The organism is Pseudomonas massiliensis (assembly GCF_000826105.1).
GTDB classification, from domain to species: Bacteria; Pseudomonadota; Gammaproteobacteria; order Pseudomonadales; family Pseudomonadaceae; genus Aquipseudomonas; species Aquipseudomonas massiliensis.
The window spans coordinates 154,698-174,531 of the sequence record NZ_CCYK01000007.1 but is presented as its reverse complement, the minus strand read 5'-3'; the positions used below and the strand labels follow the sequence as shown (position 1 = coordinate 174,531).

Annotated in this window: 19 protein-coding genes; 4 read left to right on the top strand and 15 right to left on the bottom strand. The window is 62.2% G+C overall.

The window, feature by feature from the left end; all coding sequences use genetic code 11:
• Positions 1-64: 64 nt before the first annotated feature.
• The 3 genes from yjiA to BN1188_RS11630 are packed head-to-tail and all read right to left on the bottom strand — an operon-like array spanning position 65 to position 3,362.
• Complete coding sequence (yjiA, locus tag BN1188_RS11640) at positions 65-1,027, bottom strand: GTPase (protein WP_040261648.1); 963 nt, start codon at positions 1,025-1,027, stop codon at positions 65-67.
• 57 nt (positions 1,028-1,084) lie between these two features.
• Positions 1,085-1,285, bottom strand: coding sequence for a YbdD/YjiX family protein (locus BN1188_RS11635; RefSeq protein WP_040261647.1), 201 nt, complete (start codon positions 1,283-1,285; stop codon positions 1,085-1,087).
• A 10-nt stretch (positions 1,286-1,295) separates the two neighbouring features.
• Positions 1,296-3,362, bottom strand: coding sequence for a carbon starvation CstA family protein (locus BN1188_RS11630; RefSeq protein ID WP_040261646.1), 2,067 nt, complete (start codon positions 3,360-3,362; stop codon positions 1,296-1,298).
• Positions 3,363-3,596: 234 nt separating this feature from the next.
• Between BN1188_RS11630 and BN1188_RS11625 the strand changes: the two genes are divergently transcribed.
• On the top strand, positions 3,597-3,983 hold the full coding sequence (locus tag BN1188_RS11625; RefSeq protein ID WP_040261645.1) for a PilZ domain-containing protein: 387 nt from the start codon (positions 3,597-3,599) through the stop codon (positions 3,981-3,983).
• Here BN1188_RS11625 and BN1188_RS11620 read toward each other — a convergent pair.
• Entirely contained in the window at positions 3,980-4,657 is a 678-nt protein-coding gene (locus tag BN1188_RS11620) for an HAD-IA family hydrolase (RefSeq protein WP_040261644.1), read from the bottom strand. The two genes, BN1188_RS11625 and BN1188_RS11620, sit on opposite strands and share 4 nt — an antisense overlap.
• Positions 4,658-4,723: 66 nt before the next feature.
• Positions 4,724-6,091 carry a DNA repair protein RadA gene (gene radA / locus BN1188_RS11615; protein ID WP_040261643.1) on the bottom strand — a complete coding sequence of 456 codons (1,368 nt, stop codon included), beginning with the start codon at positions 6,089-6,091 and terminating at the stop codon, positions 4,724-4,726.
• A 189-nt stretch (positions 6,092-6,280) separates the two neighbouring features.
• On the opposite strand from radA, the gene mscL reads away from it, so the two are divergent.
• Positions 6,281-6,730: a large-conductance mechanosensitive channel protein MscL gene (mscL, locus tag BN1188_RS11610; protein ID WP_040261642.1), complete on the top strand. Its 450-nt coding sequence runs from the start codon at positions 6,281-6,283 to the stop codon at positions 6,728-6,730.
• Between the two features lie 13 nt (positions 6,731-6,743).
• Here the strand turns inward: mscL and BN1188_RS11605 are convergent, their stop codons facing one another.
• Positions 6,744-7,514 (bottom strand): ferredoxin--NADP reductase, encoded by a 771-nt coding sequence (locus tag BN1188_RS11605; protein ID WP_040261641.1) that lies wholly within the window; start codon positions 7,512-7,514, stop codon positions 6,744-6,746.
• Positions 7,515-7,626: 112 nt separating this feature from the next.
• Here BN1188_RS11605 and BN1188_RS11600 point away from each other — a divergent pair, with 112 nt between their 5' ends.
• The gene (locus BN1188_RS11600) at positions 7,627-8,751 is read left to right on the top strand and encodes a methyltransferase (RefSeq protein WP_040261640.1); all 1,125 of its coding nucleotides are present in this window, start codon (positions 7,627-7,629) and stop codon (positions 8,749-8,751) included.
• Positions 8,752-8,772: 21 nt separating this feature from the next.
• Here the strand turns inward: BN1188_RS11600 and BN1188_RS11595 are convergent, their stop codons facing one another.
• The 6 genes from BN1188_RS11595 to BN1188_RS11570 all read right to left on the bottom strand — a co-directional run bounded on the left by BN1188_RS11595 (position 8,773) and on the right by BN1188_RS11570 (position 14,367).
• Entirely contained in the window at positions 8,773-10,272 is a 1,500-nt protein-coding gene (locus BN1188_RS11595) for a glucosyltransferase domain-containing protein (protein ID WP_040261639.1), read from the bottom strand.
• Entirely contained in the window at positions 10,262-11,230 is a 969-nt protein-coding gene (locus BN1188_RS11590; RefSeq protein ID WP_052469255.1) for a glycosyltransferase family 2 protein, read from the bottom strand. Before BN1188_RS11590 ends, BN1188_RS11595 begins: the two co-directional genes overlap by 11 nt.
• Entirely contained in the window at positions 11,224-11,607 is a 384-nt protein-coding gene (locus tag BN1188_RS11585) for a GtrA family protein (RefSeq protein WP_040261638.1), read from the bottom strand. The genes BN1188_RS11590 and BN1188_RS11585 overlap by 7 nt, the downstream gene beginning before the upstream one ends.
• A 155-nt stretch (positions 11,608-11,762) precedes the next feature.
• Complete coding sequence (locus tag BN1188_RS11580) at positions 11,763-11,909, bottom strand: DUF2474 domain-containing protein (protein WP_040261637.1); 147 nt, start codon at positions 11,907-11,909, stop codon at positions 11,763-11,765.
• Positions 11,910-11,922: 13 nt separating this feature from the next.
• On the bottom strand, positions 11,923-12,930 hold the full coding sequence (gene cydB, locus BN1188_RS11575) for a cytochrome d ubiquinol oxidase subunit II (RefSeq protein WP_040261636.1): 1,008 nt from the start codon (positions 12,928-12,930) through the stop codon (positions 11,923-11,925).
• Positions 12,931-12,933: 3 nt separating this feature from the next.
• Complete coding sequence (locus BN1188_RS11570) at positions 12,934-14,367, bottom strand: cytochrome ubiquinol oxidase subunit I (RefSeq protein WP_040261635.1); 1,434 nt, start codon at positions 14,365-14,367, stop codon at positions 12,934-12,936.
• Positions 14,368-14,586: 219 nt separating this feature from the next.
• Between BN1188_RS11570 and BN1188_RS11565 the strand changes: the two genes are divergently transcribed.
• On the top strand, positions 14,587-15,810 hold the full coding sequence (locus BN1188_RS11565) for an MFS transporter (RefSeq protein ID WP_040263871.1): 1,224 nt from the start codon (positions 14,587-14,589) through the stop codon (positions 15,808-15,810).
• 168 nt (positions 15,811-15,978) lie between these two features.
• Here the strand turns inward: BN1188_RS11565 and BN1188_RS11560 are convergent, their stop codons facing one another.
• From BN1188_RS11560 to BN1188_RS11550, 3 genes are read right to left on the bottom strand one after another with little or no spacing between them, the layout of a single operon-like run.
• On the bottom strand, positions 15,979-18,177 hold the full coding sequence (locus tag BN1188_RS11560; protein WP_040261634.1) for a xanthine dehydrogenase family protein molybdopterin-binding subunit: 2,199 nt from the start codon (positions 18,175-18,177) through the stop codon (positions 15,979-15,981).
• Positions 18,174-19,163 (bottom strand): FAD binding domain-containing protein, encoded by a 990-nt coding sequence (locus BN1188_RS11555; RefSeq protein WP_040261633.1) that lies wholly within the window; start codon positions 19,161-19,163, stop codon positions 18,174-18,176. Before BN1188_RS11555 ends, BN1188_RS11560 begins: the two co-directional genes overlap by 4 nt.
• Positions 19,160-19,678, bottom strand: a complete 519-nt coding sequence (locus BN1188_RS11550; protein WP_052469254.1) for a (2Fe-2S)-binding protein — start codon at positions 19,676-19,678, stop codon at positions 19,160-19,162. The genes BN1188_RS11555 and BN1188_RS11550 overlap by 4 nt, the downstream gene beginning before the upstream one ends.
• Between the last annotated feature and the right edge of the window lie 156 nt (positions 19,679-19,834).

Sequence of the window (19,834 nt, the reverse complement as noted above, 5' to 3'; positions counted from 1 at the left end):
AACGCTTCCAGGAGAAAGATTCGCCAGCTGCGCTGGCTCCTCCGGCCGCCGCTACCCTCCACCGTTAAAGCGCGGCGAAGCCTTCGCGGATGGCCTGTTCAGGCAGGTCATCGGCAATGAACACCACCACACTCTCCCGGGGTTCATCGGGTTCCCACGGCGTATCCCAATCGAAGCCATACAGCTTCAGTACCCCTTGGAACACCAGGCGGCGCGGTTCGCCGGCGATATTCAGCACACCCTTGTAACGCAGCAGTTGGCGACCATGGTTCTCCAGCAGCCTGTTCATGAAAGCGCTCAGGCGATCCAGGTCCAAGGGCCGGTCGGTGCGTAGCACCAGACTGCGAATGCGATCGCTGCCTTGGCCAATGACCTGCGGCCGCGCCTGTACCCCTGCACCCAAGTCCGCATTGAGGTTGAAGCCTCGGATATCCAGCAACTCGGAGAGATCGACTTCGCCGTGATCCACCACCCGGATCGGTGCGCGGTTGTTGATACGGCCCAGCCGCTCACTCAAGGCCTCGAAGGATTGAGGTGAGACCAGGTCGGTCTTGCTCACCAGCAGGCGGTCGGCGAAACCTACCTGAGCCTGGGCGATGGTCTGCCTGAGATGTTCGCCCGCGTTGACAGCGTCTACCAGCGTGACAATGCCGTCGAGCACATAGCGATCACGCAGTTCCTCTTCGATGAAGAAGGTCTGGGCCACCGGGGCCGGGTCGGCCAGGCCGGTGCATTCGATCACCAGGCGGTCGAAGGCGATGTCGCCAGCATCCAGGCGTTCCAGGAGCAGGAACAGGCCCTTGGTCAGGTCTGTGTGGATGCTGCAGCACACGCAGCCATTGGCCAGGGTCAGGACCTGTACCGGCTCGTTGCCCAGCAGTTGGCTGTCGATATCGGCGTCGCTGAATTCATTTTCGATCACCGCGAGTTTCAGGCCATGCTGGGCCTGGAGCATGTAGCGCAGCAGGGTGGTCTTGCCGGCCCCGAGAAAGCCGGTCAGTACGGTAACGGGAATGGGGTTAGCCAAACGGGCCTCCAGAAAGCGCAAGGGCCAGCTTGGCTGGCCCCGCAAGGTCGATAGGGTTCAACAGCAACGAGGCGAGCCCTTGCCACCGCCATAACGTGCTTCTTGTCGTTCGCGGAAGAAGGTTTCGTAGTCCATGACCGGCTGCTCGGGGTGAGTCTTGCGCATGTGCTCGACGTAATTGTCGTAGTCCGGCATGCCCACCATGAGGCGGGCCGCCTGGCCCAGGTACTTACCCAACCGGCTCAAGTCGTTGAACATGCGTCCTCCTTCAGGCCTTGGGCAGTGCCTGGAACGGTGCTTCCTTGTCGGTTCGCTCACGCTTGCCGAGGGCAGCCAGGCCAATTTTCACCGCGAACACCAGCACCGCCAATACCACGAAGAGGAAGAGCACCGTCAAGGTGGCGTTGGTGTAGGCGTTGAAGATCACGCTCTGCATCTGCTCGGTGCTCTTGGCCGGCGCCAGCACCTGCCCGGCCGTCAGGGCGTCGCTGTACTTCCTGGCAAGCGCGAGGAAGCCCACCGCCGGATTGGGGTCGAACAGCTTGATCAGGCCTGCGGTCGTGGTGCAGACGAGCAGCCAGGCGGCCGGCAACAGGGTGACCCAGATGTAGCGCTGGCGCTTCATCTTGATCAGCACCACGGTGCCAAGGATCAACGCGATGCCCGCGAGCATCTGGTTGGAAATGCCAAACAATGGCCACAGGGTATTGATGCCCCCGAGTGGGTCCACCACGCCCTGATACAGCAGGTAGCCCCAGAGGGCGACGCAGCCTCCGGTACCGATCATGTTCGCCACCCAGGACTCGGTGCGCTTGAGCGCTGGCACGAAGCTGCCCAGCAGGTCTTGCAGCATGAAACGCCCGGCACGGGTGCCGGCATCCACCGCGGTAAGGATGAACAGCGCCTCGAACAGGATCGCGAAGTGGTACCAGAACGCCATGGTGTTCTCGCCTGGCAACACGGAATGCAGAATCTGCGCGATACCCACCGCCAGGGTAGGGGCACCACCGGCGCGGGCCAGAATGGTGTTTTCGCCGATATCGCGGGCTACCGCCTGCAAGGCCTCGGGCGTGATCGCGAAGCCCCAGCCGCTGATGGTAGCGGCCACGGCATTCACATCCGCGCCGACCACCGCGGCCGGGCTGTTCATGGCGAAGTACACGCCTGGTTCGATCACCGAGGCCGCGACCATGGCCATGATCGCCACGAAGGACTCCATCAGCATGGCGCCGTAGCCGATATAGCGGGCATTGACCTCGTTATCCAGCAGCTTGGGCGTGGTACCCGAGGAGATCAGCGAGTGGAAGCCTGACACCGCGCCACAGGCGATGGTGATGAACAGGAATGGGAAGAGCGTGCCCTTCCAGACAGGGCCGGTACCGTTCACGAACTGGGTGAGCGCCGGCATTTTCAGCTCGGGCATGGTAATCAGGATACCGATGGCCAGAGCGATAATGGTGCCGATCTTCAGAAAAGTGGACAGGTAGTCCCGAGGCGCCAGGATCAGCCACACCGGCATTACCGCCGCGACGAAGCCGTAGCCGATGAGCATCCAGGTGATCTGTACGCCGCTGAAGGTGAACGCCTTGGCCCATACCGGGTCGGCCGCCACCTGGCCGCCGGCCCAGATGGACGCCAGCAGCAACACCACGCCGATCAGGGAGATTTCACCGATGCGCCCGGGGCGAATGAAGCGCATGTACAGGCCCATGAACACGGCGATGGGGATGGTCGCCATCACGGTGAACATGCCCCATGGGCTTTCAGCCAATGCCTTGACCACGATCAGCGCCAGCACGGCGAGGATGATGATCATGATCAGGAAGCAGCCGAACAGGGCGATGGTGCCAGGGATGCGGCCCATTTCCTCGCGAACCATGTCGCCGAGGGAGCGGCCGTTGCGCCGGGTGGACAGGAACAGCACCATGAAGTCCTGTACCGCGCCGGCCAGTACCACCCCCGCGATCAGCCAGAGCGTGCCGGGCAGGTAGCCCATCTGCGCGGCCAGTACCGGGCCGACCAGCGGCCCGGCACCAGCGATGGCGGCGAAGTGGTGCCCGAAGAGAATGTGCTTGTTGGTGGGCACGAAATCGAGCCCGTCATTGTTGAGCACCGCGGGTGTCGCCCGACGCGGGTCGAGTTGCATTACCTTCTCGGCGATGAACAGGCTGTAGTAACGATAGGCGATCAGATAGATGGCGACTGCCGCGACCACTATCCATAAGGCGTTGATGCTTTCACCGCGCCGCAGCGCGACCACCCCCAGGGCCCAGGCCCCGATTATCGCCAGTGCGAGCCACGGTAAGTGGCGAGCCAGGCTATTATTGTTTTTCATGTTCGATCTTCCAGCAGATGGGAACGGAGTAGACCCGGCTCAAGTCTAGCCAGACTCGGCCCTGAGCACATCCCCCACCAAGGTCGATGGCAGAAGGCCTGTTCGGGTTATGCGCTTCCGTTCGCGGTTTGGCAAGCTCGGCCCAGGAAACGGTTACACAAGCGTTGCCGGGCACACCGGGGCACGGCAGCATAGGCGCAACCCGCGCACAGGGGCTTTATCGAGGAAGTAGCCATGACCCAGGACACCACCGAAGCACAGGGCAATACGCAGGACCGTCGTCGCTTCAAGCGCATCGATTTCGACGCGCGTACCACGCTCACTCAGGGCGATAGTCGCTGGGAGGTCGCCTTGCTCGACCTCTCCCTCAAGGGCCTGCTGGTGGCCAAGCCCGACGATTGGAACGGCCTGGCCAACGAGCCCTTCAAGGTCCATGTGCAGCTAGGCCCGGACGCCCCGGTGAACATGGACGCCGAACTCAAGCACGATAATGACGGCCAGCTGGGCTTCCAGTGCACCCATATCGACCTGGACTCCATCAGCCACCTGCGTCGCCTGGTGGAGCTGAACCTGGGTGACGAAGGTGAGCTTGAGCGGGAACTGAGCGCGTTGATTCACTAAGGGAAGCGGGGCAACCCCCACGCCTGCGGCTGAAACTCCAGCAAGCTGCCAAGCCGGCCGTCGGCGTGGGTGTACTTTTCCGGGTCCATGGCTGAATCGGGCACCGCCAGGGCGTACATGCCGGCGGCCTTGGCGGCCGTCACGCCAAAGGGCGAGTCTTCAAAGACCAGGCAATCGGCGGGCGCCACCCCAAGGCGGCGCGCGGCGACCAGGAAGATGTCCGGCGCCGGCTTGGCGGCCCCTACTTCGGGGTCATCCGCGGTCACTATGGTGTCGAACAGCGAAAACCAGTCTTGGTGGCGCTGGGTCTTGAGCTTGAAATAGGTGCTGGAAGAACTGGTGCCCACGGCGATCGGGATGTCATGGGACTTGAGGTGGCGTACCAGCGCTTCGGCACCGACCATGCCCATGGCATCGGGGAAGCGAGCCGTCATCAGGGGCGCGCGGATTTCCAGAAACTCATCCACGCTGATGGGCATTTCCAGTGCCTCCACCACATAGGCTGCCAGGTCCCGGGCGCCGCGGCCGATGATGTGTTGCTTATGATTCCAGTCGAAGGTCTTGCCGTAGCGCTGGGCGATGGCCTGGGTCACTTCGGTATAGATGCCCTCGGTATCGAGCAGCAAGCCGTCCATGTCGAATATCACGGCTTTGATCGTCGGAGCGCTCAGCATGGGAATACCTGTACGGGTTAAAACCCGGTGATACGCCAGCTGGCTGAGCCGGTCAAGGCCTGGCGCTCACTCGAAGAGCGCGTCCAGGGCTTGCTCCAGACGCGTCACCGCTACCACTTCCAACCCGGCCGGTGCCTCCTTGGGCGCATTGCCCTTGGGCACGATGGCCCGCTTGAAGCCGTGCTTGGCGGCCTCCTTCAATCGTTCCTGGCCGCTGGGCACGGGCCGTACCTCGCCGGAAAGCCCTACTTCGCCGAACACCAGCAAACCATGAGGCAAGGGGCGATTACGCAGGCTGGACATGACCGCGGCCATCAGGGCCAGGTCTGAAGCGGTCTCGAGCACTTTCACACCACCTACCACGTTCAAGAACACATCCTGGTCGTGGGTAGGAATGCCACCATGACGGTGCAGCACGGCCAGCAGCATGGCCAGGCGGTTCTGGTCCAGGCCCAGCGTCACTCGCCGCGGGTTGGCCAGGTGACTGTCGTCCACCAGCGCCTGCACCTCCACCAGCATCGGCCGGGTGCCTTCCCAGGTGGCCATGACTACGCTGCCCGCGATTTCTTCCTGGGCGCGGCTGAGGAAGATGGCCGACGGGTTGGACACTTCCTTCAGGCCACGGTCGGTCATGCCGAAGACGCCTAGCTCATTGACCGCGCCGAAACGGTTCTTGACCGCGCGCAACAGTCGCAGACGGCCGTCGGATTCGCCCTCGAAATAGAGCACGGTATCGACCATGTGCTCCAGCACCCGGGGGCCGGCCAGGGAGCCTTCCTTGGTCACGTGGCCAACCAGGAACACGGCGGTGCCGCTCTGCTTGGCGAAGCGCACCAGCAGGGCCGTGCTTTCCCGTACCTGGGCCACGCCGCCCGGCGCCGACTGCAACTGTTCGGTGAAGATGGTCTGGATGGAGTCGATCACCATCACCTTGGGCTTTTCCTGGCGTGCCGTGGCAATGATGCTCTCGATGGAGGTTTCGGTCATTACCTTAAGCTTGTCCTGGGGCAAGCCCAGACGGCGCGCGCGCATCGCCACCTGCTGCTGAGATTCTTCCCCCGTGACATAGAGGGCGGGCATGCGCTCGGCCAGGTTGCAGAGCGTCTGCAGCAGGATGGTGGACTTGCCGATTCCCGGATCGCCACCGATCAGCACCACGGAGCCGTCCACCAGCCCTCCGCCCAAAACCCGGTCCAGCTCAGTGGATACGGTAGAGAAGCGTGGGATTTCCTCTACGCTGACTTCAGCCAGGGTCTTGAGGGTCGCCTGCTCGCCCGCCCAGCCCGTGCGGCCACCGCCAGTAGAGGCCGGGGCACTTTCCACCAGGGTTTCGACCAGAGTGTTCCAGGCGCCGCATTCAGCGCACTGGCCGGCCCATTTGGGAAAGGTAGCACCACACTCGGTGCAGCCGTACATGCGCTTGGCCTTGGCCATGGGCGAGCTCCGTAGCAAGTAAAGCGGCCATGATACCTGCTCGAAACGCCACAGGCGGTCACAGAGACAAAACTAATCGACTTAGCATGGGTCTTGTAGAACAGTAGGCGGAGCGGTAACCCTGCGATTTTCCTGAAGTTTAGGTAAAAAAGCTCCGCAGCCTTCCCACTTGAAAGAAAGGATCCGTCAATGAGCCTGCTTAAAGAGTTCAAGGCCTTCGCAGTCAAAGGCAACGTGGTCGATATGGCCGTTGGTATCATCATCGGCGCCGCCTTCGGCAAGATCGTGTCGTCCTTCGTCGGCGATGTGATCATGCCTCCACTAGGCCTGCTCATCGGCGGTGTAGACTTCACCAACCTGGCGCTGGTACTCAAACCGGCCCAGGGTGATACCCCCGCGGTGGTGCTGGCCTACGGCAAGTTCATCCAGACCGTGGTCGACTTTCTGATCGTAGCCTTCGCCATCTTCATGGGCGTGAAAGTGATCAACCGCCTCAAGCACGAGGAAGCGAAGAAGCCTTCCGAGCCACCAGCGCCGAGCAAGGAAGAAGTGCTGCTCGGGGAAATCCGCGATCTGCTCAAGGAGCAGAACGGCAAGCCACCCGTCGCCGCCTCGGTGACACCGCCGTCGGCGCAATGATGACCGTCGCGGTTCACCAGTAGGTTTCCACGGCCACCGCGCCGGGCCGGCGGCTCAGACTCAGGTTCATGCCTCGCGCCTTGAGCAGGGCGCGGGTCTCGTCGACCATCTCAGGGTTGCCGCAGATCATCACCCTCGAATGTTCCGGCGTCAGCTGGGCACCAGCGGCGCGCTCCAGCTCGCCGTTGCGAATCAGGTCGGTGATGCGGCCCTGCAGCGCGCCGGGCCAGGCTTCGCGGCTGACAGCGGGAATGAAGCGCAACTTGCCGGCGTGTTCGGCCAGATAGTCCCGCTGCTCCAGGCCGGCGATCAGCTCGCCATAGGCCAGGTCCTGGCCATGACGGGCGCTGTACACCAGAAAGATCCGCTGGAACCGCTCCCAGGCCTCGAACCCTTGCAGGATGGACAAGAAGGGTGCCAGGCCTGTACCGGTCGCCAACAGCCAAAGGTCTTGCCCATCGGCGAAGCGGTCCAGTGTCAGGTAGCCGAAGGCCTGCTTTTCGACCAGCAATTCATCACCCACGGTCAAGCGCGACAGCTCGCTGGTGAACTCGCCGCCCGGTACTACCACGGAGAAGAATTCCAGATGCTCGTCATAGGGCGACGAAACCATGGAATAGGCACGCCAGGCCACGCTGCCGTCAGCCTTGGTCACGCCCAGGCGCGCGAACTGCCCTGCCTGGAAGCGAAAGCCCTGGTCGCGGGTGGTACGCAGGGTAAAGAGGTTCGGGGTTAGGGTATGCACCTCCAGCAAGCGCTGGCGGGTGAATTTCTCGTCGCTCATGGAGCCTCCAGGTCACAGGCCGCCTAGTGTGGCGCAAACGGGCGCGGACAAACACCGACGCGCCGTGTGGAAAGCCCGTAGAATCGGCTTTTTTTGCCTGTCCGAGCCCGCCATGCCCCGTTTCGACAACGCCTTCGCCCAACTCGACCTGGTTCGCCAGCCGGAAATGGCCAATGAGCCGTTGTATGCCTTCGACGCGGCGGACGACTACCTGCTGGCGGACCTGGCCCAGCGCAACCTGCCCGCCTCCGCCCGCGTGCTGGTGCTCAACGATGGGTTCGGCGCGTTGGCCATCAGCTTGCTGGGCAGGTTCGAGCTGGTGACCAGTGGCGACTCGCACCTGGGCGCGCTGGCCTTGCGCAAGAACCTGACAGGCAACGGTCTGCCACATGACGCCCTGGCGCTGAGCCCTGCCAGCGAGCCCTTCCAGGGAGCGTTCGACCACGTACTGATCCGTGTGCCAAAAACCCTGGCGCTGCTGGAAGACCAGCTGATTCGCCTGCAGGCTCACCTGAAAGCAGGGGCCAGCGTGGTGGCTGGCGCCATGATCAAGCACTTGCCGCGCGCCGCGGGTGATTTGCTGGCCAAGTACATCGGCCCCGTGCAAGCCTCCCTTGGGGTGAAGAAGGCACGGCTGCTAACCGCCACCTTCGACCCCCGGCCACAGGCCCAGTCGCCCTACCCTACCCGCTACCGGCTCGACCATCCGCCCGTCGAACTGGTCAACCATGCCAATGTGTTCTGCCGCGAGGGCCTGGACATCGGCACCCGAGCCTTCCTGCCCCATTTGCCCACCGGCCTGGGCCGGGCACGGATAGCGGACCTGGGCTGCGGGAACGGGGTGCTGGGAATCCTCAGCGCCCTGGACAACCCTGCCGCTGATTACACCTTGGTCGATGAATCCTATATGGCCGTGCAATCGGCCCGGGAAAACTGGAAAGCTGCGCTGGGCGAGCGCCCAGTAGACATTCGCCCTGGCGACGGCCTGGCCGGGCAGCCGCCGGCCTCGCTGGACGTGGTGCTTTGCAATCCACCTTTCCACCAACAGCAGGTAGTCGGTGACTTCCTCGCCTGGCGCATGTTCCAGCAGGCGCGGGAAGCCTTGGTCGCAGGCGGCTCGCTCTACATCGTGGGCAATCGCCACCTGGGCTACCACGCCAAGCTGGGCAGACTGTTCAGGGGCGTGGACCAGGTGGCGGCCACGCCCAAGTTCGTGGTGTTGCGGGCGCGGAAATAGCCTTTCGCCTGTGGCGACCGGTTACTGCGTACCGCACTCGAGGGCAGGCGCGGACTTGAGCGGTTCCAGGCGAACGTACGCGTTTCCATCATGGAGATAGATACGGTAGAACGGTTTGACGACAACCGGCTCGTCGTCGAAGGAAATGCGTTCTGGACTTGCCTGCCCATCGAAGCCCCATTTTGCCAGCTGCTCAGGAAGTAGCCAGTAGTAATTACCGAAGACATAGTCCAAGGCGGGCAGCACATCCTGAAGGCACTTCGAAATGGGCGGTGCCGTATTGTAATTCTCAATGAAAACTACTTTGGCCGGTTGCAGCTCAGGCCGGCTCAGTAAATCCGTGGCTACGCTTACCCGGCTGAAAATTTCCAAGTCCTTTTTATCGCGCATGACCTGCCCATAGGCATAGGAAAACGACAAAAAGACGAAAAGCGGAATAAACAACAGCCCCGCCAAGGCCAGACGCAGGCGTACCAGAGCAATGTAGGCGAGATAGAAAAGGCCTACCAACAATGGCGAAACACCTATCAGTACCCTAGCGCCCAGATTGTTCTCGAGATCGCTTATGAACAGAAGCATGCCTGGAACCGCCAGCACGAGCCCCATCAAGCAAAGCATATGTATAAACAGGTACAGGGTTTTATCCCGCACAGAAGCGTTTGCCCGTATCCCTTGCCTGACCGACAGCACCCATCCTGTCGAAGCGAGAGCCGCCAGGCCGATGAAAATAGGCGCAGTGCTGACGCTGATGAAGCTCAGGGTACGCTCGAGGATGGCTACCAAGCGTGCGCCCAAATCGGCGACGGAGGGTAGGATGAATCCGCCACGGTCGTTCCCGATCATCGGGTAGAACACGAGCAAATAAAGCAGGCAAGCCGACAGCACGACCTTGAAATGATGGCGCACCAACTGCCACGAACAAGCCTGACCGGGCCGCGCATGGCTCCGCTGAAGCACATCCACGCAGGCCAGGCCGAGAAATACATGCAAGGTGATCTGGTTGGTACCCATGCCCGCCGCGACCAGCAATGACGGTACTATCCAATGCAGCAAGCCGACTCGATGCCGAAAACTGACAGCCAGCATCATCAGGCTTATACCTACGCTGACGGTGAAACAGTCATAGTGGTAGGAAAGCTGTTGCAGGTAGTAAGGGTTGAACCACAGCGGCAATAGAATCGCGCACTGCGCCATGGTGGGATGGCCAAACCAGTGCCGCGCGAGGCGCACCATCCCATACGCCATCGCCACTATTCCAGCGAAAAGCGTCAAGGGAAAAAGATCCGGGGCCGCCCCTGTCATGCTCAGGGCGTACATGAGAACATCGCCGACGGCCCGACCTTCTTGGGTCCAATAAGTGTGAGCAGTCAGGCCGCGCGTTGTGTCATCGATATAAGCGTAGTTATTCAGTATGAGGGGCAGGCTGTAGAGCCCCATGGCCGCCAGGAAGAACCCCCCGGCCTGCCATGACGACAACAGCTGGCCCGTTACTTTAGCCAGCAGGCTTCGGTTACGCATCATGCGCTTCTCTCTTCGTGTTTGGCTGCGCGGACTCTTCGTTACGAATGACGCTATCGACGAGGTAACGTGGCCGAGATTTGGCTTCAGCATAGATTCGGCCGATGTATTCCCCCAATACCCCAATACCGATCAGTTGCACGCCGCCAAGGAACAGCAGGGTCGCCATGAGCGAGGCATAACCTGCCACCTCGTTGCCCCAGAGCAAGGTTGAAACCACCACCCAAGCGCTGTACATCAAGGCCCCCAGGGCAACCAGGGCGCCAATGTAGGTCCAGACTCTAAGCGGCACGGTAGAAAATGAAGTGATGCCTTCCAGCGCCAGATTCCACAATTTCCAGCCATTGAATTTGCTGGTGCCCGCGACGCGCTCCGGCCGTGTGTACTCCACTACCGCCCTTTGGCCGCCCACCCATTGCATTACCCCTTTCATGAAAAGGTTACGCTCGGGCAGCGCCTTGATATGCTCGACCGTGCGGCGGGATAGCAGGCGGAAATCCCCTACGTTTTCTTCGAGTCGGTTGTCGCTGATCGCATTGTTCAATTTGTAGAACCAGCCGGCGGTCTTACGCTTGAGCAGCCCATCGGTTGATCGGTCGGCACGCTTGGCCAAAACGATATCGGCGCCCTGCTGCCAACGCTCGATCAGCTCGGGAATGAGTTCAACCGGGTCTTGCAAGTCCACGTCAAGGGGGATCACCGCATCGCCACGGCTGTGTTCCAGGCCTGCCAACAGCGCCGACTCCTTGCCAAAGTTACGGGTCAGGTTCACCAGTACCACATCCAGCTTGTTGCCCATTAGGCGCTCGACCGCCTGGGCGCTGTCGTCGGTGCTTCCATCATTGATGAACAGAATTTCAAACCGATAGGGTCGTTGGGCGGCCATGCGTTCCACGGCCTGGTAGAACAGCTCGATGGCTTGCTCTTCGTTGTAGACGGGCACTACCAGGGAAATCAGCATTTACCCATCTTCCCTTTGAATACGACTCCGCGGGCGAAGGCGAACCCCAGCAGCAGGCTGATGCCGCTGAACAGACAAAAGGTAAGCGGGGCGGGCCAGCCTAGCCCTTGCCCCAGCTGGCCGAGGGCAAAGGCAAGCAGGGCCATGAAGCCAGTGAACAAGAAATAGCGTCCAAGCGACACTGGCGCTTGGAAAGTCCAACGTGCATTGGCGAAATAACTGAAAGTGACGGCCGTCAAAAAACCGAGCAGATTGGACATGCCCTGGGGCAGGCCGAACCCTTGCAAGGAAAGCGCGAACACGCTGGCATGAAGACAGGTATTGACCATGCCAATGCACAGGTAGCGCAACAGCTCACCAGAGTAGCGGTTCGGCATGAACGACGATCCTTCGAGACATCCGGGCAAGCCCGCTTGAATGTCCAAAAGTACCGGTCGGGCGTTTCAAAAACTACCTGGCAAACTACCAGGTTTTCGAAGCGGCGTTTGGCAGGGGCTCGGCCAGGCGTCGCTGCCCGGCAGGGCCCGCCCCCTCAATGACTCCGCATGCCTGCCGCCGCCATCAGCAGGCGCAGCAGCCCGGCTACCAGGCCCAGGCTGACCACGCTGGCGACCCAGATCAGCGCCAGCCAGCCGAGGCGCTGCCACAGGGGCTTCTTGGTTTCCAACGGTTCAGCCATGGCGGCGGCCTCCTTAGTGATAGCCATCTTCGGTGGTGACCTTGCCGCGGAATACGTAGTAGCTCCAGAAGGTGTACCCTAGGATGAATGGCAGGATGAAGAGCGTGCCCACCAGCACGAACCCCTGGCTCTGGGGCGGCGAGGCGGCGTCCCAGATGCTTACGGCTGGAGGAATGATGTGGGGCCACAGACTGATGCCCAGGCCACTGTAGCCCAGGAAGATCAGCAAAAGGGTCAGCAGGAACGGCGTGTAGTGAGCCTTGCGGGCTACTGCCCGGAGCAGCCCGAGGGTCGCGACCACCACCAGGATAGGCACCGGCAGGAACCAGAACAGGTTCGGCAGGGTGAACCAGCGAGCCGCGATGTCACTGTGGGCCAAGGGTGTCCAGATGCTGACCACGGCGACGAAGCCCAGCAGCACGAAAGTCAGGGGCTTGCCCAACTGATGCATGCGCTCTTGCAGCGCCCCTTCGGTCTTCATGATCAGCCAGGCGCAGCCGAGCATGGCATAGGCGGCGATCAGGCCCAGGCCGCAGAAGAGCGAGAAGGGCGTTAGCCAGTCGAAGGGGCCACCGGCGTAGGCGCGTCCGGCTACCTTGATGCCATCGATATAGGCCCCCAGGGCAACGCCCTGGGAGAAGGTAGCCAGCAACGAGCCGCCGATGAAGGCCTTGTCCCAGATATGGCGCTTGTCCACCTTGGCCTTGAAGCGGAACTCGAAAGCCACTCCGCGGAAAATCAGTCCGATCAGCATCAGGATCAAGGGGATGTAGAGCGCGGACAGCACCACCGAGTAAGCCAGGGGGAAGGCCGCGAACAGCCCTGCCCCGCCCAGCACCAGCCAGGTTTCGTTGCCGTCCCAGACTGGCGCGACCGTGTTCATCATCACGTCGCGGTCATGCTCCTTGGGCGTGAAGGGGAAAAGAATCCCGATGCCCAGGTCGAAGCCATCCATCACCACGTACATCATGACGCCGAAGATGATGATCACAGCCCAGATAAGCGATAGATCGATGCCCATGGGTCAGGTCCTCTCGTTCGACATGGCGTGGTGGTCTTCAGGGGTTTCTTCATGAGCGGCGGACAGCGGCCGCGCCGGCGTACGCTTCTGACCCGGACCACCATGGCTGTGGGGATCGGCGATGGCCGGCCCGCGGCGCACCAGGCGCATCATGTAACCGAAGCCCACGCCGAACACCGCGAAGTAGACGAGCACGAACAAGGCCAGGGTAAAGCCCATCTGGCCTACGTCATGGTTCGACGACGCATCGGCGGTGCGCAGCAGGCCATAAACCACCCAGGGTTGGCGACCGACCTCAGTGGTGAACCACCCGGCCAGTATCGCGATCAGCCCCGAAGGCCCCATATAGAGCGCGGCACGATGGAACCAGCGGTTGTCATAGAGCGTTCCGCGCCAGCGCAGCCACAGGCTCCACAGGCCAATCGCGATCATCAGCATGCCCAGGCCGGCCATGATGCGGAACGACCAGAAGACGATGGTGGAGTTGGGCCGGTCCTCCTTGGGGAAGCTTTTGAGCGCCGGGATCTGCTTGTCCAGGCTGTGGGTCAGGATCAGGCTGCCCAGGTAGGGAACTTCCACCGCGAAGCGGGTTGTTTCCGCGTCCATGTCGGGCAAACCGAACAGGATCAAGGGCGTGGGTTCGTCATTGGTGTTTTCCCAATGTCCTTCGATGGCCGCGATCTTGGCTGGCTGATGTTCAAGCGTATTGAGGCCATGCATGTCACCCAGCATGGCCTGCACGGGCGCCACTATCAGGGCCATCCACATGGCCATGGAGAACATCTTGCGCACTGCCGGATTGTTGCGCCCACGCAACAGATGCCAGGCTGCCGAGGCGCCAACGAAGAATGCCGTGGCCACGAAGGCGGCAGTGGCCATGTGCGCGAGACGATAGGGGAACGAGGGATTGAAGATGACGGCGAACCAGTCTACCGGCACCACCCGGCCATCGACGATCTGGTACCCCTGCGGGGTGTGCATCCAGCTGTTGGACGCCAGGATCCAGAAGGTGGAAATCAGCGTACCGATGGCCACCATGACCGTGGCGAAGAAGTGGAGCCCACGGCCGACCCGGTTCCAGCCAAAAAGCATGACGCCCAGGAAGCCTGCTTCGAGGAAGAAGGCAGTCAGGACTTCGTAGGTGAGCAACGGGCCGGTAATGGCCCCGGCGAAACCAGAGAAACGGCTCCAGTTGGTGCCGAACTCATAGGCCATGACCAGGCCGGAAACCACCCCCATGCCGAAGTTCACGGCGAAGATCTTCGACCAGAAGTGGTACAGGTCGCGATAGACGCTGTCGCGGGTCTTCAGCCAGAGCCCCTCGAGCACAGCCAGGTAACTCGCCAGGCCAATGGTGATGGCCGGGAACAGGATGTGAAAGGACACGGTGAAGGCGAACTGGATGCGGGCGAGGTCTAGCGCCTCTGAACCGAACATAGTGTTTCCTCTGGCAGGCGGCACGGTATGCGGCATTGATCCAAGTCAATGACTGCGCATAGCGTAGCCCCGTTCACTTGGGTCTACCCTGTGGTTCAGTGCCGCGTGACCTATTGCCTCACCCCACGAAAACGGCAGGTTTTATGCAGACGCAGCAACTTTTTGTTACAGAGAAATGATAGGCTCCTATCCTCTTCATTCGTGAGGCAGATGCCTTTCATGGCTAGCGAAGCACCTCGGCTGTTGCGTCACCATCGTCCCTTCCTGGCGTTCTGGCTGGCTCGGGTGTGCACCGCCAGCGGTTTCCAGATGCTGACTGTCGCCATTGGCTGGCACCTGTATCAACTCACCGGTAGCGTGCTGGACCTGGGCCTGGTCGGGCTGGTGGAGTTCGCGCCACGGGTGCTGTTCATGCTCCACACCGGGCATGTGGCGGACCGCTACGACCGGCGCAAGGTCGCCGCCATCTGCCAGACCTTGCAGGCGCTGGTCGCCCTGGCGCTGGTCATTGGCAGCGGCACGGATAACGTCAGCCGCGAAATGATCTTCGTCCTGGCCTTCTGCCTGGGCGGCGCGCGAGCGTTCGAAATGCCCACCACCCAGGCGTTGCTGCCCAATATCGTCCCGGCAGCGCTGTTCCCGCGCGCCGTGGCGGCCTCGGCATCGGCCATGCAGACCGCCACCATCGTGGCACCGGCACTGGGGGGCTTTCTTTATGCCTTCGGCAGCATCTGGGTATATGGCCCCACCGTTGTGCTTTACGTTCTGGCCCTGAGCCTGATGCTTAGCCTGCCCAAGCGCGAAATACCATTGCCCACAGGGCGCGCGACCCTGCAGTCGCTGATGGCCGGCATCCACTTCATTCGCAGTCGGCCTGACATCCTTGGCGCCATCTCCCTGGACCTGTTCGCCGTGCTGCTGGGCGGCGCTACGGCCTTGCTGCCGGTGTTCGCGCGAGACATCCTGCTCACCGGGCCCTGGGGCTTAGGCTTGCTACGCTCCGCCCCCGCGGTGGGCGCGCTCTTGATGTCGTTCTGGCTGGCCCGCTTCCCGATCGAACGCAAGGTGGGCCGCACCATGTTCGCCGGGGTGGGGGTGTTTGGCGTGGCGACCATTGCCTTCGGCCTGTCGACCTCGTTCTGGTTTTCCCTGCTCACCCTCGCGGTGCTCGGCGCGGCAGACATGATCAGCATGGTGATCCGTGGCGCCTTCGTTCAACTGGAAACTCCAGACGAGATGCGCGGGCGTGTCAGCGCGGTCAATGGGCTGTTCATTGGCGCCTCCAATCAGCTTGGGGAATTCGAATCCGGCCTGACGGCTCACTGGTTCGGTACCGTACCCGCCGTGGTACTCGGCGGGGTCGGCACCTTGGTGGTGACCGGCGCCTGGATGAAGCTGTTCCCCAGCCTGACCAAGCGTGATCATATGCAAACCCCAGGGTAGGCGGTAGCGAAGCTGCCGAATTCAGGTCGGCGCAAAGGAAGGTGCACTTCAGGCCCTGTTCGCCAGCTTCGCTGGCTCCCACCGTTTGTTACAGCGAAGCTGTCGAATCCGGTTCCGATGCACAGGCCCCGTTCGCCAGCTTCGCTGGCCACCATCCGGTGAAGCCGTTCAGTTGATATCCAGCAGCTTGTCCAGGGTGATAGGGAATTCCCGCACCCGTTTGCCCGTGGCGTTGTAGATCGCATTGGCGATCGCTGCTGGCACGCCGACCAGGCCTATCTCCCCTACCCCTTTGGACCCCAGGGCGTTGACGATGCTGTCCTGTTCTTCGACGAAGATCACTTGCACGTCGCCCACGTCGGCTTGCACGGGAATGTGGTACTCGGCCAGGTTGTGATTCATGTGGCGACCGAAGGCGTGGTCGGTGAGGGTTTCCTCGTGCATGGCCATGCCGATGCCCCAGACCACCCCACCGAGTATCTGGCTACGCGCGGTCTTCGGGTTGACGATGCGACCGGCGGCCACAGCGCTGACCACACGCGTGACATGGATGGTGCCCAGGTCTTCGTCCACTTCCACTTCGGCAAAAACGGCCGAATGAGTCGCGGTGGAAAAAGGCTCACGCTTTTTATCCGGCTCGGCGTCAACCTGTGCTTCGACGGCGTCTACACCACTGGCATGGACCAGGTCCGTGTAGGTCAACTGCTTGTCGCCCCACACCAGCGCGCCCTCGGTAAAGCTGATCTTGTCCAGGGTCACGCTGGCGAAGTCTGGGTCGATACTTGCCGCTGCCGTCAGCAGTCGCTTGTGGAGGGCCTCGCAGGCCTGTTGCACGGCGGTGCCTACCGAAGAGATGGTGAACGAGCCACCCTGCAGAGGCGCCGTGGGCAATGAAGAATCTCCCAGGCAGACACGTACCTGCTCTACCGGCAGGCCCGCGGCCTGAGCAGCGATTTGCGTCAGGGCGGTGTAGGTACCGGTGCCGATATCGGTGGTCGCGGTACTGACCGTCAGGATGCCGTCCTTGCCCAGGCTGGCCTTGGCACTGGCCGGCATCTGCATGGCCTCCCACACGCCACCGGCCATGCCCATCCCGACCAGCCGGCGCCCGTTGCGCTGGCTACGAGGCATGGCCTTGCGGCGGTCCCAGCCGAAGCGAGCGCGTCCTTCGTTGTAGCAGGCGATCAATGCCTTGCTCGAATAAGGCTTGCCCTCGTTCATGTTGCTGTCAGCGAAATTCAACTCGCGGAAGATGACCGGGTCCATGCCCAGACGTTCGGCCAGCTCGTCCATGGCGCACTCAAGCCCGATCAGGCCCAGGGCAGCGCCGGGAGCGCGCATGTCCAGCGGGGTGTAGAGGTCCACCGGCACCAGGTCATAGCTGAGCTTGACGTTATCGCAGTGGTACAGCATCCCGCTCCACTCCACCACATGCTCAGTGAATTTCTCGAAGCGAGAGGTCACGCCCGTGGCGTGGTGAGCCACGCCCAGCAGCTTGCCGCCGGCGTCGCTGGCCAGGCGCAACCGCTGGATCGTCCGTGGACGATAGCCGAAGGTGAACATCTGCTGACGGGTAAGGGTCACCCTGACCGAGCGACGCAGCTTCAGGGCTGCCATGGCGGCCAAGGGCAGTTGATACTGCGGGCGCAACCCGGAGCCAAAGGCCCCGCCCACGAACGCCGCGAGTACCCTTACCTTTTCCTTTTCCAGGCCGAGCACCTGGCAAAGGTAGTTCTGGCAGTTCTGGGTACCCTGGGTTTTGTCATGCACTTCCAGGCTACCGTCCTCCTTGTAGATAACGGTACTGGCGTGCGGCTCCATGGGATTGTGGTGTTCGATGGGTGTTTCATAGGTGGCGTCGACCTGATAAGGCGCCGCCTGGTAAACCCCTTCGAAGTCACCACGGGGTTCCGGCAACTCCGCTGGCGCAGGCTCTGCCTTGTCCAGCTCGGCGCGCAGGTCCGAACACCAGGGGTGCTCCACATACTCTACACGCACCAGGGAAGCGGCATGGCGGGCCAGTTCCAGATCCCGCGCGACCACCAGGGCCACCGGCTGGCCATTATACAGCACCCGGTCGTTGAACAACGGGCGGAACGGCTTGCCATCAGCGGCATCGGCATCGCTGTAGTCTTCATCGTCTCCAGCCATGGGTGGGCGATTGCCATGGTCCATGACGAACTCCACCCCAGCGATCGCGAGCGCGGCGCTGGCGTCAATGCGCACTACCCGGCCCGAGGCGATGGTGCTGGATACCACGCTGCCATAGAGCAGGCCGTCAGTCGGATATTCTCCGGCGTAACGGGCCTGTCCGGTGACCTTGAGAAGGCCGTCGACCCGATCCAGCGGTTGACCTAGTACGCTCATGGGCGCTGCCCTCCCAGTACGGCTTCATCGAGTGCACGCACGATGGCGCGCCGAGCCAGTTTCACCTTGAACGCATTGCCAGCCAGAGGACGCGCCTCCTGGATGAGCGCATCCGCGGCGGCGGCGAAGGTTTCATGGCTTACTGCCTTGCCCACCAGGCCGGCTTCCACCGCCGGGTTGCGCCATGGCTTGTGGGCCACCCCGCCCAACGCCAGGCGCGCTTCGAGAATGCGGTCACCTTCCAGTTTCAGGGCAGCGGCCACAGAAACCAGCGCAAAGGCGTAGGACGCCCGGTCGCGGATCTTCAGGTAATGACTATGGGTGGCAAAACCTTCGGAGGGCAGTTGCACCGCGGTGATGAGCTCATCCTCGCCCAAGTGATTGTCCCGCTCCGGCTGATCGCCCGGGAGCCGATGGAAATCCTTGAACGCGATGCTGCGCGTGCCCTGGGGCCCCTGAACCTCGACAGTGGCCTCCAGCGCTGCCAAGGCCACACACATGTCCGAAGGGTGGGTTGCCACGCACTGGTCGCTGGCGCCGAATATGGCATGGATGCGGTTCAACCCTTCCCGGGCCGGGCAGCCACTGCCAGGCTCACGCTTATTGCATGGCACTGTCGAGTCGTAGAAGTAATAGCAGCGGGTACGCTGTAGCAGGTTGCCGCCGGTGGTCGCCATGTTTCGCAACTGTGGGGAGGCGCCGGCCAGGATGGCTTGGCTGAGTAGCGGGTAACGGCCCTGGACCAGCGGGTCATAGGCCAGGTCGGCATTGCTCACCAAGGCACCGATGCGAACACGGTCATCGTCCTGCACGGTGATCTCGCGCAGGGGCAGGCGCGAAATGTCGATCAACCGCTCGGGGCGAACCACATTTTCCTTCATGAGGTCCAGCAGGTTGGTGCCACCGGCGATGAACCGGCTGCCAGGCTGGTAGAGGGCCAGCGCTTCGCCTACGTCCGCCGCCCGCGCGTAGTTGAATGGCGTCATGAGGGCAACTCCCCGGGGGCCTGCATGACCTCTTCGATAGCGGCGACTATATTGCCGTAGGCGCCGCAGCGGCACAGGTTGCCGCTCATCTGCTCGCGCAGGTCGGCGGCCGAATGTGCGTGACCTTCCTTGAGCAGCGCCGCCGCCGAGCATAGCTGGCCCGGGGTGCAGTAGCCGCACTGGAAAGCATCGTGCTTGATGAACGCCGTCTGCAGCGGATGAAGGGCATCGCCTTTGGCGAGCCCCTCCACGGTCGTCACATCATGCCCATCGCACATGACTGCCAGGGTCAGGCAGGCGTTGACGCGCTTGCCATTGACCAGCACTGTGCAGGCGCCGCATTGGCCATGGTCGCAGCCCTTCTTGCTGCCAACCAGATCCAGGCGTTCGCGGAGAAGATCGAGCAGCGTCGTCCAGGGCAGGACGTCGAGCGTTTTGGGTTCACCGTTGAGCGTGAACCGGATCGAATGGCTGGCATAGCATGCCACGCCAGTGCGCTGGGAAAGAGCACTCATGGGGAAGCCTCACGGTCGGACGCGCAAGTCTGGGCGCTTGCGTCTTTGGTGTACGACTTTCCCCTTCGCGGGTTCGTTCAGCCAAACCGCTTGCCATCCGCTTCGAGCAATCGATACCCGGCGCCCTTGGGACCGCATGGAACCTGGCGAAAGCGC